Source organism: Methylocystis sp. (genome assembly GCF_050251305.1).
Taxonomy (GTDB): Bacteria; Pseudomonadota; Alphaproteobacteria; order Rhizobiales; family Beijerinckiaceae; genus Methylocystis.
Window position 1 is genome coordinate 42,533 of sequence record NZ_JBFWNB010000007.1, and the last position, 13,477, is coordinate 56,009.

At 63.8% G+C, this 13,477-nt stretch carries 14 protein-coding genes; 11 read left to right on the plus strand and 3 right to left on the minus strand.

The annotated features are described in order from the left end of the window. The 3 genes from AB7F41_RS04100 to AB7F41_RS04110 are packed head-to-tail and all read right to left on the minus strand — an operon-like array spanning position 1 to position 4,561. Complete coding sequence (locus AB7F41_RS04100; RefSeq protein ID WP_428381411.1) at positions 1-354, minus strand: carboxymuconolactone decarboxylase family protein; 354 nt, start codon at positions 352-354, stop codon at positions 1-3. Next, positions 351-3,587, minus strand: coding sequence for an efflux RND transporter permease subunit (locus tag AB7F41_RS04105; RefSeq protein WP_428381413.1), 3,237 nt, complete (start codon positions 3,585-3,587; stop codon positions 351-353). The genes AB7F41_RS04100 and AB7F41_RS04105 overlap by 4 nt, the downstream gene beginning before the upstream one ends. Beyond that, complete coding sequence (locus tag AB7F41_RS04110; protein ID WP_428381415.1) at positions 3,584-4,561, minus strand: efflux RND transporter periplasmic adaptor subunit; 978 nt, start codon at positions 4,559-4,561, stop codon at positions 3,584-3,586. The genes AB7F41_RS04105 and AB7F41_RS04110 overlap by 4 nt, the downstream gene beginning before the upstream one ends. A gap of 526 nt (positions 4,562-5,087) precedes the next feature. On the opposite strand from AB7F41_RS04110, the gene AB7F41_RS04115 reads away from it, so the two are divergent. The 11 genes from AB7F41_RS04115 (at position 5,088) to AB7F41_RS04165 (ending at position 13,451) form a co-directional block, all read left to right on the plus strand. Next, positions 5,088-5,447, plus strand: a complete 360-nt coding sequence (locus AB7F41_RS04115) for an ArsR/SmtB family transcription factor (RefSeq protein WP_428381537.1) — start codon at positions 5,088-5,090, stop codon at positions 5,445-5,447. Next, complete coding sequence (locus AB7F41_RS04120) at positions 5,444-5,644, plus strand: YgaP family membrane protein (RefSeq protein WP_428381417.1); 201 nt, start codon at positions 5,444-5,446, stop codon at positions 5,642-5,644. Before AB7F41_RS04115 ends, AB7F41_RS04120 begins: the two co-directional genes overlap by 4 nt. 48 nt (positions 5,645-5,692) lie before the next feature. Next, the gene (locus AB7F41_RS04125; protein WP_428381419.1) at positions 5,693-6,361 is read left to right on the plus strand and encodes a Crp/Fnr family transcriptional regulator; all 669 of its coding nucleotides are present in this window, start codon (positions 5,693-5,695) and stop codon (positions 6,359-6,361) included. A gap of 97 nt (positions 6,362-6,458) precedes the next feature. Continuing rightward, a complete protein-coding gene (locus tag AB7F41_RS04130) occupies positions 6,459-7,745 on the plus strand; it encodes an NAD(P)/FAD-dependent oxidoreductase (protein ID WP_428381421.1) in 1,287 nt (428 codons plus the stop codon). A 34-nt stretch (positions 7,746-7,779) separates the two neighbouring features. Further along, on the plus strand, positions 7,780-7,938 hold the full coding sequence (gene cydP / locus AB7F41_RS04135) for a cytochrome oxidase putative small subunit CydP (protein ID WP_428381423.1): 159 nt from the start codon (positions 7,780-7,782) through the stop codon (positions 7,936-7,938). Positions 7,939-7,956: 18 nt separating this feature from the next. Beyond that, positions 7,957-9,531: a cytochrome ubiquinol oxidase subunit I gene (locus tag AB7F41_RS04140; RefSeq protein WP_428381425.1), complete on the plus strand. Its 1,575-nt coding sequence runs from the start codon at positions 7,957-7,959 to the stop codon at positions 9,529-9,531. A 14-nt stretch (positions 9,532-9,545) separates the two neighbouring features. Next, positions 9,546-10,685, plus strand: coding sequence for a cytochrome d ubiquinol oxidase subunit II (gene cydB, locus AB7F41_RS04145; protein WP_428381427.1), 1,140 nt, complete (start codon positions 9,546-9,548; stop codon positions 10,683-10,685). A 17-nt stretch (positions 10,686-10,702) separates the two neighbouring features. Then, on the plus strand, positions 10,703-10,804 hold the full coding sequence (gene cydX, locus AB7F41_RS04150) for a cytochrome bd-I oxidase subunit CydX (protein WP_428381429.1): 102 nt from the start codon (positions 10,703-10,705) through the stop codon (positions 10,802-10,804). An 87-nt stretch (positions 10,805-10,891) separates the two neighbouring features. Beyond that, a complete protein-coding gene (locus AB7F41_RS04155; RefSeq protein WP_428381431.1) occupies positions 10,892-11,077 on the plus strand; it encodes a YgaP family membrane protein in 186 nt (61 codons plus the stop codon). A 127-nt stretch (positions 11,078-11,204) separates the two neighbouring features. Beyond that, positions 11,205-12,824, plus strand: a complete 1,620-nt coding sequence (locus tag AB7F41_RS04160) for a sulfite exporter TauE/SafE family protein (RefSeq protein ID WP_428381432.1) — start codon at positions 11,205-11,207, stop codon at positions 12,822-12,824. A gap of 237 nt (positions 12,825-13,061) precedes the next feature. Then, a complete protein-coding gene (locus AB7F41_RS04165) occupies positions 13,062-13,451 on the plus strand; it encodes a hypothetical protein (protein WP_428381434.1) in 390 nt (129 codons plus the stop codon). The last annotated feature ends 26 nt before the right edge of the window (positions 13,452-13,477 follow it).

Sequence of the window (13,477 nt, forward strand, 5' to 3'; positions counted from 1 at the left end):
TCAGGCTTGCTTTTCGGCGTCGAACTGGGAGAAGGCGGCGAGCGCGTGGCTCGCGTACATCACCGACGGTCCGGCGCCCATATAGATGCTCATGGCGAGCGTCTCCATCACCTCCTCGCGCGTCGCGCCGCGCTGCGACGCGGCCTTGGCGTGGAAGGCGATGCAATCGTCGCAACGCACTGCGACGCCGATCGCGAGCGCGATCAGTTCCTTTGTCTTCGAGTCGAGCGCGCCTTGCGCGCCGGCAGATATCGCCATCGTCGAAAAGGCCTTCATCGCCTCTGGCGCGCCGACGCGCAATTCGCGGATGTCGGCGGAAAGCTTCTTGACGAGCTCCGTCCAGTCTTCGGTCATGAGGCCCTCCTTGGCGTTTCATCGTCGCGCAGGACGACATAGATCGCGGGAATGACGAGCAGCGTCAACGCCGTCGACGAGGCAAGGCCAAAGACCAGCGAAATCGCGAGTCCCTGAAAGATCGGATCGGTCAGGATGAAGGCGGCGCCGATGATCGCCGCCGCGGCGGTGAGAAAGATCGGCTTGAAGCGCACCGCGCCAGCTTCGATCAGCGCCGCGCGCAACGTCATGCCGCGCGCCCGCAGATGCCGGATGAAGTCGACGAGCAGGATCGAATTGCGTACGACGATGCCGGCGAGCGCGATGAAGCCGATCATCGAAGTGGCGGTGAAGGCGGCGTTGAACAAGAGATGTCCGATGACGATGCCGGGCAGCGTGAGCGGCACCGGCGCAAGAATGACGAGCGGCAGTTTGAACGAGCCGAACTGCGCGACGACGAGAAGATAGATGGCGAGCAGCGCCACCATGAAGGCTGCGCCCATGTCGCGGAAGGTGACATAGGTCACTTCCCACTCGCCGTCCCAGAGCAGCGTCGGCTGCGAATCGTCGAGCGGCTGTCCATGATATTTGATCGTCGGCGGACCTGAGGGTCCCCAGTCCATCTTGGCGATCTCGTTTTCGACCGCGAGCATGCCGTAGATCGGCGCTTCGAAACGTCCGGCGACCTCGGCGCTGACCATTTCGGCGAAGCGGCCGTTATGGCGGAAGATCGGGTAGGAGCCGAGTTCGCGGGTCGCCTTGACGACATCGCCGAGCTCGACATTGGCGCCCTGGCGGACGGTGCCGCCGGCGGGAAGCGGCGTCGACAGGATCTTCTCGCCGGGCGTCATCGCCGAGCGCGGCAGCGCCACGGAAATGTCGACGGGCTTGGCGCCGCCGCCCTTTTGCGAAAAGCCGATCTTCACGCCGCCGACCAGCGCGCCGATCGTGTCATAGACGGCGCGCTCCTCGACGCCGTGATATTCGAGCGCCTCCTGATCGATCTCGAAGCGCAGGCGTTCGGCGCGCTGGCCGAAGCTGTCGTCGGTATCGACGACGAAATCGACCGCGTCGAACGCCTTGCGCACTTTCGTCGCGAGATCGCGCCGCGATTGCGGGTCCGGACCGTAGACTTCGGCGAGCAGCGTCGACAGGACGGGCGGGCCCGGCGGCACCTCGACGACTTTGATCGCGGTGTGCTCGGGCGCAGGCAGGTCTTTAAGCCTCTTGCGAATATCGAGGGCGATGTCGTGGCTCGCGCGGCTGCGTTCGCCCTTCGGCTGCAGATTGATCGCCAGATCGCCCATCTCCGGCGCCTTGCGCACATAGTAGTGCCGCACAAGGCCGTTGAAGTTGAAGGGCGCGGCGGTTCCCGCATAGGATTGAATGGAGGTGAGTTCCGGAATGTCCTTGAGGCGTTCCGCCGCCGCCGTCAGCACCCGATCGGTTTCTTCGAGCGAAGCGCCGCGCGGCAGATCGACGACCACCGCAATCTCCGACTTGTTGTCGAAGGGCAGCAGCTTCACGCGTACGGTCTTCGTCACGAACAGCCCCATCGAGAGAAGCGTCGCGACGCCAACGATCGTCAGAAACCATTGGGAGCGCTTTCGGCCTTTCAACAGCGGCGTCGCAACGCGTGCGTAGAAATTGCCCATAACGCCGCGCTCATGCGCGTGATCGACGCCGTCGCCGCCTTCCTGCGCGAAGCGCTTGCCCGCGATCTTGAGCAGGAGCCATGGCGTAATCGTCATGGCGACGAAGAAGGAGAAGATCATCGCGAGCGAAGCGTTCGCGGGAATGGGGCTCATATACGGCCCCATCAGACCCGACACGAACATCATCGGCAGCAGCGCGGCGACGATCGTCAGCGTCGCGACGATCGTCGGATTGCCGACCTCGGCCACCGCCTCGACGGCCGTGTCGATCAGACTGCGCGAGCCGCGCATTTGCCAGTGGCGCACGATGTTTTCGACGACGACGATCGCGTCGTCGACGAGAATGCCGATCGAGAAGATGAGCGCGAAAAGGCTGACGCGATTGATCGTATAGCCCATCAGCCATGAGGCGAAGAGCGTGAGCAGAATGGTCGTCGGGATGATGACGAAGACGACGACGCCCTCGCGCCAGCCGACCATCACCACGATGAGAATGACGATCGAGACGGTCGCGAGCGCGAGATGAAAGAGCAGCTCATTGGCCTTTTCGGTGGCCGTCTCGCCATAGTCGCGCGTGACCGCAATCTCGATGTCTTCGGGAACGATGCGGCCCTTGACCGCCTCGAGGCGGCGCATGATCTCGTCGGCGACGACCACGGCGTTGGCGCCCTTGCGCTTGGCGATGGCGATGCTGACCGCGGGACGCTTGTCGAGGCCGCCAGCGGCGCTGCGCGTCATCGTCCAGCTGCGCCGGTCCGGCTCGGCCGCGCCGACGCGCACGTCGGCGACGTCCTTTACATAGACGGGCCGGCCGTCTCTCGTGGTGAGCAGCAGCTGGCCGATGTCGGGGACGCCCTGCAGCGTCTGACCCGCCGCCACGGGCACGGAGCGATTGCCCTCGCGGAACGCGCCGACGAGGAACGAACGGTTGGCGTTGTTCAGCTTGTCGATCAGCTGATTGAGCGTCACGCCATATTGCGACAGGCGCTCGGGATCGGGTTCGACGCGAATCTGATTGGGGCTGCCGCCGACGATGTAGCTCAAGCCGACGTCGTCGACCTTGGTGAGGTCATGCTGCAATTCCTCGGCGACCTGAAAGAGGCCGTTGTCGGTCCAGCGATCGGCGCGCTCGGGCTTCGCCGACAGCGTCAGCACGACGATCGCGACGTCGTCGATGCCGCGGCCGACGACCAGCGGCTCGGGGATGCCTTTCGGCAGCTCGCCGATATTGGCGCGGATCTTGTCGTGGATGCGCAGAACGGCGTTGTCTTGCGACGTGCCCACGTAAAAGCGCGCGGTGACCATCACATTGTCGTCGCGCGTCTGGGAATAGACATGCTCGACGCCGTTGACGCCCTTGATGATGTCTTCAAGCGGGCGCGTGATGAGTTCGATCGCATCCTCCGCCTTGTAGCCGTTGGCCGACACCATGATGTCGACCATCGGAACGGAGATCTGCGGCTCCTCCTCTCGCGGCAGCGAGCGCAGCGCGATCAGCCCGACGAAAATCGAGGCCAAGAGCAGCAGCGGCGTCAGCGGCGAATTGATGAAGACGCGGGTCAGCGTTCCCGAAATGCCGGGATGGAACTCTTCGCTCATGGCGTCGCCACCACGTCGCCGTCCTGAAGACCGGAAAGAATCTCGACGCCATCGCCGCGCGGCTCGCCAAGCTGAACGACGATTTCTTCGCCGTCCGCCAGCCGGACAAAATCTACGCCGGCGCGACGATAGGCGGCGGCGCGCGGGATGATGATCGTGTTGCGTTTGCCTGTCGTGACGTAGACGCGGGCGCGTTCGCCGACGAAATAATCGCCCAGTCCCTTGACGTCGACGTCGGCGATGACGCGGCCGCCCTGAATTTCGGGGTAGACGATGCGCACGCGCCCTTGCTTGCGTTCGCCGCCCGCCTCTTCATGCAGGCCGCGGCCGCCGATCTCGACCTTGTCGCCGGCGCGCATGAAGCGCGCGTGGCGTTCGGGCAATTGCAGGCGCAGGATGTAATTGTCCTCAGCCATCGTGGCGATCGTTTCGCCAGGCATCACGACGCGGCCGACGGAGACCGGAACGGTGAGGACGCGTCCCGGCCCGGGGGCGCGCACCGAGCCTTCGGCCGCCTGCTGTTCGATCACGCTGCGGTCGGAGCGCAGCGCGGCCAGATTGCGCTCGGCGACGTCGAGCGCGGTCTTGGCGTGATCGAACAGCGCCTTCGTATAGACGCCGCGCCGGAAAAGCTCCTGGGCGCGGTCGAAATCGGTCTGCGCCTTGTCGCGCTGGGCCTGCTGCGAGCGGATGCGCTGGTCGAGCGCCTGCATCTGCAGAAACAACTTCTGGTCGACGACCGTGGCGATCTCGGCGCCGCCGGCGACGTCGTCGCCTTCCTTGACCTTGAGCGAACTCACGGTGCCGCCGATGCGCGCCCGCGCCGTCAGCTGATGCGCGGGTTCGACCGACGCGACGACGGCCTTGAGGTCCTCGACCGGGGCGACCCGGACCGTGACTTCTCCGGCCTGCGCGCCTAATGAGAATGCGAGAACGGCAAGAAGCGCCGTCGGCGGGAGAAGGAGGCGGCCCATTTGTCTCATGCCGTCAGTTATATGCAGAAAACATAAATTAGCAATAGTGAATTTAATAGCCGGCGCCCGAGAACCGAGAGGGCGGCGCCGGCCGCCCTCGAAATCGGCGTTTGTAGGGCCGCGTCACCCCCAAAGATTGCACCAGCCGCGCGCGCTGACCGGCCCGCTGACCACGCCGCAGCCCGACGGCGGATTGAACCAGGAGCAGTTGGCGCAGCTTTGTCGCCCGTTCGGCGCGCCGCGGTAGGCTGCGGCGCGTTTGCTCGACCTTGCCTGCGCCGCCGAGGGCGCGCCTAGGCCGGCGAAGGCCGCGGCCGCCACCAGCATCAAGGCGCGGCGCGTCGGCGCACGGAATTCCACCATTTCAACCTCCCTTCGCAATGCGTCCCAACTTGGACGGCTTCTTAAATTAGAATTGTGTAATATACCGGCCGTCGCCGCCGGCATGAATGCGACAAAAAAACCGCTTCGCGGCCGCCGCCGGGCTCGCTTGACATTTATATTCGATATTCGTAATTTAGATAACATGAATGTAAAACCGCTTGAGCTCGCGCCGAAAGCTGCGGAGGCCGAAAGCTTTCTCAAGGCGCTGGCCAACCGCCATCGGCTGATGGTGCTCTGCCAGCTGCACGGAGGCGAACTGTCGGTGACAAAGCTGCAGGAGGCGATCGGATTGAGCCAGTCGTCGCTGTCGCAGCATCTCGCCCGGCTGCGCGAGGACAAGCTCGTCAAGACCCGCCGCGAGTCGCAGACGATCTACTATTCCCTGGCGGACGGAAACGTCTCGCGGATCATCGGGCTGCTCTATGAAATGTTTTGCTCCGAACAGTGCGGCAAGCCGGCCAAACCGCGCACGCGCGCAAAATCAAAGGAACTCACGTCATGAGCATTGATCGCATCATTATGGCCTTCGCCGGGACCGTGGTTCTCCTGAGCCTGCTGCTGGCGCAATTGTTCAGTCCGTGGTGGCTCTTGCTCACCGCCTTCGTCGGCGTCAATCTGCTGCAGGCGGCTTTCACCGGCCTCTGCCCGTTGGCGATGGCGCTGAAGCGGTTCGGCGCCAAATCGGGCGCAGCCTTTTAGGTCGCCGACATTCGCGACGAAGAGAAGACGCGCGACAAAGAGAAGACGATGCCGTCCGATTGGATCGACGAAACGCCTTCCTTGCGGAGCCTTGACGCCGCAACCAAGACGCTTCTGCGCGACGCCGCCGTACGCAAGCAGATTCCGCGCGGCGCCGTGCTGTTCCGGCCCGGTGATCAGTGCGCGCAATTTCCGCTGATCGTTTCGGGCTCGGTGCGGGTGCAGCGGGTCACCGAATCGGGACGGGAGATCGTGCTCTACCGGGTCGGCCCGAATGAAACCTGCATTCTGACCACGGCCTCGCTGCTCTCGGACGACGCTTACGCCGCCGAAGGCGTCGCCGAGACCGACGTGGTGGCCTATGTCGTCGCCGCGGATCGTTTCAACGCGCTGATGAACGCCTCCGAAGGTTTTCGCGCGCTGGTGTTCGAAGGCTACTCGCGGCGTCTCGCCACGCTGATGTCGCGCATCGAGGAAATCGTCTGCACCCGCATCAACGTTCGCCTGGCCGAACGGCTTCTTGCGCTGCGCGACGCCGGCGACAGGATCGCCGCCACGCAGCAGGCGCTCGCAGCGGATCTCGGCACGGCGCGCGAAGTCGTCGGCCGAACGTTGAAAGCCTTCGAGCGCGCAGGCTGGGTAAAATTGTCGCGCGGCGGCGCGGAGATCGTCAATCTCGCAGCATTGCGTTCGCTCTGCGAAGCGCAGCGTGACTAAGTCGCGGACATTCGCGCTGCGAGCGTGCATGTCGTCGTCAACGAGCGCGATCATCAGCGCAAAATTTTTTGCGCGCATAAGCGCATGGGAGGATTGAATGGCTCACATCGTCGTCATGGGCGCGGGGATCGGCGGCGTCGCCGCCGCGATCGAAATTCGCGAAGGGCTTTCCAAAAAGCAGCATCAGGTCACGGTCGTTTCGGATCTTGAGAATTTCCAGTTCACGCCGTCCAATCCCTGGCTCGCCGTGCAATGGCGTAAGCCCGAGGAGCTCAAAGTGCCGCTCGCGCCAGTGTTCAAGCGCAAGAGCATCGGATTCGTTCCGGTGGGCGCCAAGCGCGTCGTGCCGGAGGAAAACCGCCTCGAACTGGAAAATGGCGAGAGCGTCGCCTACGATTATCTCGTCATTGCGACAGGCCCGAAGCTCGCCTTCGAGGAACTGCCCGGACTGGGGCCGCACGGCGGACACACGCATTCGATCTGCACGCTCCAGCATGCCGAGATCGCGTCGAAAGCCTATGAGGAATTCTGCAAGGATCCCGGCCCGATCATCATCGGCGCGGCGCCCGGCGTCTCCTGCTTCGGTCCGGCATACGAATACGCGATGATCCTTTCCACCGATCTGCGCCGGCGCGGCATACGCGACAAGGTTCCGATGACCTACATCACGTCGGAGCCCTATATCGGCCATCTCGGGTTGGGCGGCGTCGGCGATACGAAGGGCATGCTCGAATCCGCGTTCCGCGACCGCGACATCAAATGGATCGTCAACGCCAAGACGACCGCCATCGAACCTGGACTGCTCAAATGCGCCGAGCTCGACGATCACGGGCAGGTCAAGAAAGAACACGAGGTTCCATTTAAATTCGCGATGATGATGCCCGCCTTCAAGGGCGTCGACGCGCTGATGGGCGTCGAGGGTCTCGTCAATCCGCGCGGCTTTGTCGTCATCGACAAGAATCAGCGCAATCCAAAATATCCGAATGTGTTCGGCGTCGGCGTCTGCGTCGCGATTCCGCCCGTCGAGGCGACGCCGGTGCCCACCGGCACGCCGAAGACCGGCTATATGATCGAGTCGATGGTGACGGCGACGGCGCATAATATCGTCGCGCTGATCGCGGGCCGCGAAGCCAAGGAAGAAGGCACATGGAATGCGGTTTGCTTGGCGGATTTCGGCGACCGGGGCGTCGCCTTTGTCGCTAAACCGCAGATTCCGCCGCGTAACGTCAACTGGTCGAGCGAAGGACGCTGGGTGCATCTCGCGAAGATCGCCTATGAAAGATATTTCCTTCGCAAGGTCCGGAAAGGCCAGAGTGAGCCGGTCTATGAGCGTTACATCATGAAGCTGCTCGGCATCGAGCGGCTGCGTCGCGCCCTGTCCTAGCGGGCGCCTCGGTCATGCGGTGAGGGAAAAATCGATGCGGACAAGGCCGTTAGGACGCGAGATCGCCGTTGCGCTCGGTTTCAAGCTGCTGGCGCTCATTGCGCTTTACGTGATGTTTTTCAGTCCAGGCCATCGCATCAAAGTGACGCCGGCGCAGATGGCGGAAGCGATTTCCGCCTCTGCGCCGCGCTGACAGCGGCAGGAGCCAAAAATGTTCGAACTCGACGTCGTCACCCTCTCGCGCCTGCAATTTGCGCTGACGGCGATGTATCACTTCCTTTTCGTGCCGCTGACGCTTGGACTCGCGCTGCTGCTTGCGATCATGGAAAGCGTTTATGTCATGACCGGGCGAACCGTCTGGCGCGACGCGACGCAGTTCTGGGGCACGCTGTTCGGCATCAACTTCGCCATGGGCGTCGCCACCGGCGTCACCATGGAATTCCAGTTCGGCACCAACTGGGCCTATTACTCGCATTACGTCGGCGACATTTTCGGCGCGCCGCTCGCTATCGAAGGCCTGATGGCCTTCTTCCTCGAGGCGACCTTCGTCGGTCTGTTCTTCTTTGGCTGGAAGCGCCTGACCAAGGTGCAGCATCTTATCGTCACCTGGCTTGTCGCGCTCGGCGCTAATTTCTCCGCACTGTGGATCCTTGTCGCAAACGCCTGGATGCAGAATCCGGTCGGCGCTGCGTTCAATCCGCAGACCATGCGCATGGAGCTGACCTCATTCGCCGAGGTGTTGTTCAATCCTGTGGCGCAGTCGAAATTCGTGCATACGGTCAGCGCCGGCTATGTCACGGGCGCGATGTTCGTCATGTCCATTGGCGCCTATTACATCTTGCGCCGTCGTCACATCGACATCGCCCGCCGCTCGCTCACGGTCGCCGCGAGCTTCGGGCTCGCCTCCGCGCTTTCGGTCGTCGTGCTCGGCGATGAGAGCGGCTATACCGCGGGCGAGAACCAGAAGATGAAGATCGCCGCGATCGAGGCGATGTGGGAGACGGAGCCGCCGCCGGCGTCCTTCACGCTCTTCGGCCTTCCCGACCTCAAGAGCGAAACGACCAGCTTCGAGATCAAGATCCCCTGGGTTCTGGGGCTGATCGCCACGCGCTCGCTCGATACGCCTGTCGAAGGCGTGAAGGCGTTGGTCGAACGCTCTGAAGAGCGCATCCGCAACGGCATGCCCGCTTATGCGTGGCTCGCGAAAGAAGGCGGCCATCCCAACGCCGCCGTTCCGCCGGAGCTTGAGGCGTCGATGCGCGACGTCGGCCATTCGCTGCTCGTCAAGCGCATTCGGCCGGATATCGAGAATGCGACCGACGCGCAGATCCACGAAGCGGCGATGTCGACGATCCCCGACGTGCCCGTGCTGTTCTGGTCCTTCCGCATCATGGTGGCGCTCGGCTTCTATTTCATCGCGCTCTTCGCCGTCGCGTTCTACCTGTCCAGTCAGCGACGCTGCGGCAAGCCCTGGTTCCTGCGCTTGGTCATGTATAGCCTGCCCTTGCCATGGGTCGCGGCGGAACTCGGTTGGATCGTCGCCGAATATGGGCGGCAGCCGTGGATCATCGATGCGACGATGCCGACCTTCCTCGGCGTCTCCAACGTTCCGGCGTCCAACGTCGCAGCGAGCCTCGCAGCCTTCGTGCTGTTCTACAGCGCGCTCGCCATCATCGATGTCGCGCTGATCGTCAAATATGTCCGCATCGGGCCGCGCTCGGAGTCTGAGCCTCAGGCGCCCGTCGCGCCGGCAATTCCCGCGCCCGCGCCAGCGCCAACGCGATAGGAAAGGCGAAAGCGATGTTGGATTATATGACGCTTCGCCTCATCTGGTGGGCGCTGCTGGGCGTCCTGCTTGTGGGCTTCGCCATCTTCGACGGCTTCGACATTGGCGTCGCCATGCTGCATCCGTTTGTCGCCCGGAATGACACGCAGCGGCGCGTGACGCTCAACACGATCGGTCCCGTTTGGGAGGGGAATCAGGTCTGGTTCATACTCGGCGGCGGCGCCGTCTTTGCGGCCTGGCCGCCGCTCTACGCCGTCTCCTTCTCGGGCTTCTACCTTGCGATGCTGCTCGTGCTGATCGGCCTGATCCTGCGGCCTGTGGCGATCACCTTTCGCGACAAGCGGCTGGCGAGCGGCTGGCGCGAGACCTGGGACTGGGTCTTCTTCATCTCCGGCTTCGTTCCCGCGCTGATCTTCGGCGTCGCCTTCGGCAATCTTCTGCAAGGCGTTCCGTTTCATTTCGATCAGCAGTTGCGGGCGACCTATGAGGGCGGCCTCCTCGGTCTGCTCAATCCCTTCGCCCTGCTGTGCGGTCTGGTGAGCGTGGCGATGCTGGTGATGCAGGGCGCCGCCTGGCTCAGCGGAAAGAGCGAGGGCGACGTCGCCGTCCGCGCGCGCCATTATGGCGCGTTCGCCGCGATCCTGCTCGTCCTGCTCATTTCGGCCGCTGGCGTGTGGACGATGCTGGGCGTCGAAGGATACAGGATCGCTGGCGCCATCGACCATGCGGGGCCGTCCAATCCGCTGGCGAAGACGGTGACGCGGGAGACCGGCGCCTGGCTCGACAATTACCGCGCCTATCCGTGGATGATCGCCGCTCCCGTGGCCGCTTACGTCGGCGCCCTCCTGGCGGCGCTGGCGTTCGCCTTCTCGTCGCGACGCTTCGCGCTTCTCGCCAGCAGCCTTTCGGTGGCGGGCGTGGCGACGATGGCGGGCTTCAGCATGTTTCCGTTCCTGCTGCCGTCATCGACTCACCCGGGTCAAAGCCTGACGGTTTGGGACGCCTCGTCCAGCAAGGCCACCCTCTCGCTGATGCTGATCGCGGTGATCGTCTTTCTGCCGATCGTCCTCAGCTATACGAGCTGGGTCTACTACGTGCTGCGCGGCGCCGTGACCGAAGCGGCGATCCGTCGCGGCGACGACTACTATTATTGAACGGGAGTAAGCGCGGCATGTGGTATTTTTCTTGGATTCTGGGGCTTGGGCTGGCCTGCGCGTTCGCGATTCTCAACGCCATGTGGCTCGAATTGGACGAAGACGGGAAAGAAGAATAGGCGCGCGCATCCGAGCGAGACTTAGTCGCTGAGCGAATGCGCGCGAAGCGATAGGTTGCCGGGACGCCGCAGGGAAGGGAGGCAGTCATGGAAGCCAATGTCGGAAAAACTGATCGGATCATCCGGATCGTGGCCGGAATCGTTTTGCTCAGCCTCGTTTTTGTCGGGCCGAAGACCTTGTGGGGGCTTGTCGGCCTGATCCCGCTGGCGACGGCCTTCATCAATTTCTGCCCGGCCTATAAGCTCCTGGGCATTGACACGCTCGGCAAATAGTTCGGATCGGAATGCGCTTCGCGCAGGGCCATGGCGCGGGTAAGATGGCTGACAAGAGACATCGAGCGACTGGCGCTATGCGGCGCCGGTCGCGGTTCGACGCCGAGCGGCGAGCGTTCAACCTTAGATGAACGAAACGGCGATCACCTTTCACGCCCGCGGCATGCATTGCCACGGCTGTGAACATGTCATCGAAGCGGCGATCAAGAAGCTCGCCGGCGTGCGCAGCGTTTCGGCGAGCTATCCGACCGAAACGGTCGTCGTCGACTATGACGGCGATGCGACCAATTTCGCGGCGATCCGAGATAGCGTCGAACAGAACGGCTATCGCGTCGTTCTGACCGAGGAGGCGCAGCGTCGGCGGTCGCCCATCGTGCGGCTGGCGATCATCGTCGCGGCGCTCGCCGCCCTCGCCGCCCTTATTCACTTCGATACGCGCTGGATCAGCGCCGAGGGCGAGCCCGACATCGCCCAGCACATGAGTCTCGGCCTCCTGTTTCTCCTGGGGCTGCTGACCGGCTTTCACTGCGTCGGCATGTGCGGCGGCTTCGTCGTCAGCTACGTCACGGCCGACGCGCGCGCCGGGCGTTCGTCCTGGCTCTCGCATCTCGCATTCGGCTTTGGAAAGACGCTGTCCTATACGACGATCGGCGCGGTCTTCGGCTGGCTCGGCGCCTTCGTCGCCTTCACGCCGACGCTGCGCGGAATCGCCGGCGTCGCGGCGGGCGGGTTCCTCATCATCTTCGGGCTCAACATGCTTGGGCTCTTTGCGCCGCTGCGCCGTTTCCGGCTCGGCCTGCCGCGGCCGCTGCAGAACTGGGTGAGCCGCGAAGCGAGCGGACGTCATCGTCCCTTCGTCATCGGCCTTCTCAACGGGCTGATGATCGCCTGCGGCCCGTTGCAGGCGATGTATGTGATGGCGGCGGGGACAGGCAGTCCAATCGAAGGCGCGAAGACGCTTTTCGTCTTCGGCCTTGGAACCCTCCCGGTGATGCTGGCCTTCGGCGCGCTGACGACGGTGCTCTCAGGCGCCGTCACCCACCGTCTACTGACAGCGTCCGGCGTCATCGTCGTCGCGCTCGGCGCGGTGATGATCAATCGCGGACTGATTCTCACCGGCACAGGCGCCGATCTCGCGTCGCTGATGCGGCGTTGGCGGCCGGCGCCTATTGAACTTCCGCAGGCCCTGCAGGACGCGCCCGCCGCGCCGAAGACTCAGACCATCGAGATGGAGGCCAATGGCGACGGTTTCACGCCCAGCCGCTTCACGCTGCTGCGCGGCGTGCCGGTCAAATGGGTGATCAACGCGACGGAAGTGACCACCTGCAATCATCGGATCGTCGTTCCCTCCCTACATCTCGAATTCGACATCAAGCCGGGACTGCAGACGATCGACTTCACGCCGGAAAAGACAGGCGTCATTCCCTGGAGCTGCTGGATGGGCATGTTGCACGGGGAGTTTGCCGTCGTCGATGGACGGCCGGCGGCGCAGCAGCAATCCGAGCCCGCCGCCTCGAGCGTTCAGAGCGACACGGTTCCGGCGCAAAGCGCGCCGCAAACGTCGCCGCCGCCGGCCGCCGAGCGGACCTATAAGGTGCGCCGCGGCGACACGCTGAGCGGGATCGCAAAGCGGCTTTACGGCGACGAAAAGCGCTGGCGCGACATTGCCGCCGCCAATCCGGCGCTGAATCCCAAGCGATTGCGCGCAGGGCAAATCATCAATGTGCCGACCACCGCGCAGCCGTGACGATTCGTCTCGCGCGCGGCGCCATGTTGCGCGTTACGCTCGCGTCGCGTGATCGAAAAGAGGGGGAGGCCATGATCAGAAAATTCCTGTTCGCCGCCGCTTGCGGGCTGTCGTTGTTCGCCGCCGCCGCCATCGCAGACGATGATGACGATGACCAGGGCGGACTGATGCATGAGCACATGAACATGGAGCATATGAAAATGTCGCCCAAGATGAGCGATACGCGCCAGGAGGTCGATGTTCCGTCGCCGATGCGCGCGCAAATGCTCTCGCATATGCGCGGACACGCCGGAGGCGATCGCCGAGATTCTCGCCGCTCTCGGCAAGGGAGACGGCGCCGCCGCGGCAAAAATCGCCGATGCGCGACTGAGCATGGCGTCTCCCGGCGCGGCCGCCTGCAAGCCGAACGCCAAGAGCGGCGCGCTCGGCGACATGCCCGCCATGATGGCGCGGCACATGCCCGACGAGATGCGCGCGCTTGGAATGACGATGCACGAGCAGGCCGGCAAATTCGCGCAGGAGGCGGCCAAGATCGGTCCCGGCGGCGACATGCGTCCCGCGCTTGCCGAATTGTCGCAAGTCGTGCAAGCCTGCAACGCCTGTCACGCGGCCTATCGTCTGGATTAGCGCGCGTGCGGCGCTGGAGCGCGCTT

Excerpts from the sequence above, each read along its gene's own strand:
- AB7F41_RS04100 (WP_428381411.1), bottom strand. The coding sequence starts at position 354 with ATGACCGAAGACTGGACGGAGCTCGTCAAGAAGCTTTCCGCCGACATC.
- AB7F41_RS04105 (WP_428381413.1), bottom strand. The coding sequence starts at position 3,587 with ATGAGCGAAGAGTTCCATCCCGGCATTTCGGGAACGCTGACCCGCGTC.
- AB7F41_RS04110 (WP_428381415.1), bottom strand. The coding sequence starts at position 4,561 with ATGGGCCGCCTCCTTCTCCCGCCGACGGCGCTTCTTGCCGTTCTCGCA.
- AB7F41_RS04115 (WP_428381537.1), top strand. The coding sequence starts at position 5,088 with ATGAATGTAAAACCGCTTGAGCTCGCGCCGAAAGCTGCGGAGGCCGAA.
- AB7F41_RS04120 (WP_428381417.1), top strand. The coding sequence starts at position 5,444 with ATGAGCATTGATCGCATCATTATGGCCTTCGCCGGGACCGTGGTTCTC.
- AB7F41_RS04125 (WP_428381419.1), top strand. The coding sequence starts at position 5,693 with ATGCCGTCCGATTGGATCGACGAAACGCCTTCCTTGCGGAGCCTTGAC.
- AB7F41_RS04130 (WP_428381421.1), top strand. The coding sequence starts at position 6,459 with ATGGCTCACATCGTCGTCATGGGCGCGGGGATCGGCGGCGTCGCCGCC.
- cydP (WP_428381423.1), top strand. The coding sequence starts at position 7,780 with ATGCGGACAAGGCCGTTAGGACGCGAGATCGCCGTTGCGCTCGGTTTC.
- AB7F41_RS04140 (WP_428381425.1), top strand. The coding sequence starts at position 7,957 with ATGTTCGAACTCGACGTCGTCACCCTCTCGCGCCTGCAATTTGCGCTG.
- cydB (WP_428381427.1), top strand. The coding sequence starts at position 9,546 with ATGTTGGATTATATGACGCTTCGCCTCATCTGGTGGGCGCTGCTGGGC.
- cydX (WP_428381429.1), top strand. The coding sequence starts at position 10,703 with ATGTGGTATTTTTCTTGGATTCTGGGGCTTGGGCTGGCCTGCGCGTTC.
- AB7F41_RS04155 (WP_428381431.1), top strand. The coding sequence starts at position 10,892 with ATGGAAGCCAATGTCGGAAAAACTGATCGGATCATCCGGATCGTGGCC.
- AB7F41_RS04160 (WP_428381432.1), top strand. The coding sequence starts at position 11,205 with ATGAACGAAACGGCGATCACCTTTCACGCCCGCGGCATGCATTGCCAC.
- AB7F41_RS04165 (WP_428381434.1), top strand. The coding sequence starts at position 13,062 with ATGTTCCGTCGCCGATGCGCGCGCAAATGCTCTCGCATATGCGCGGAC.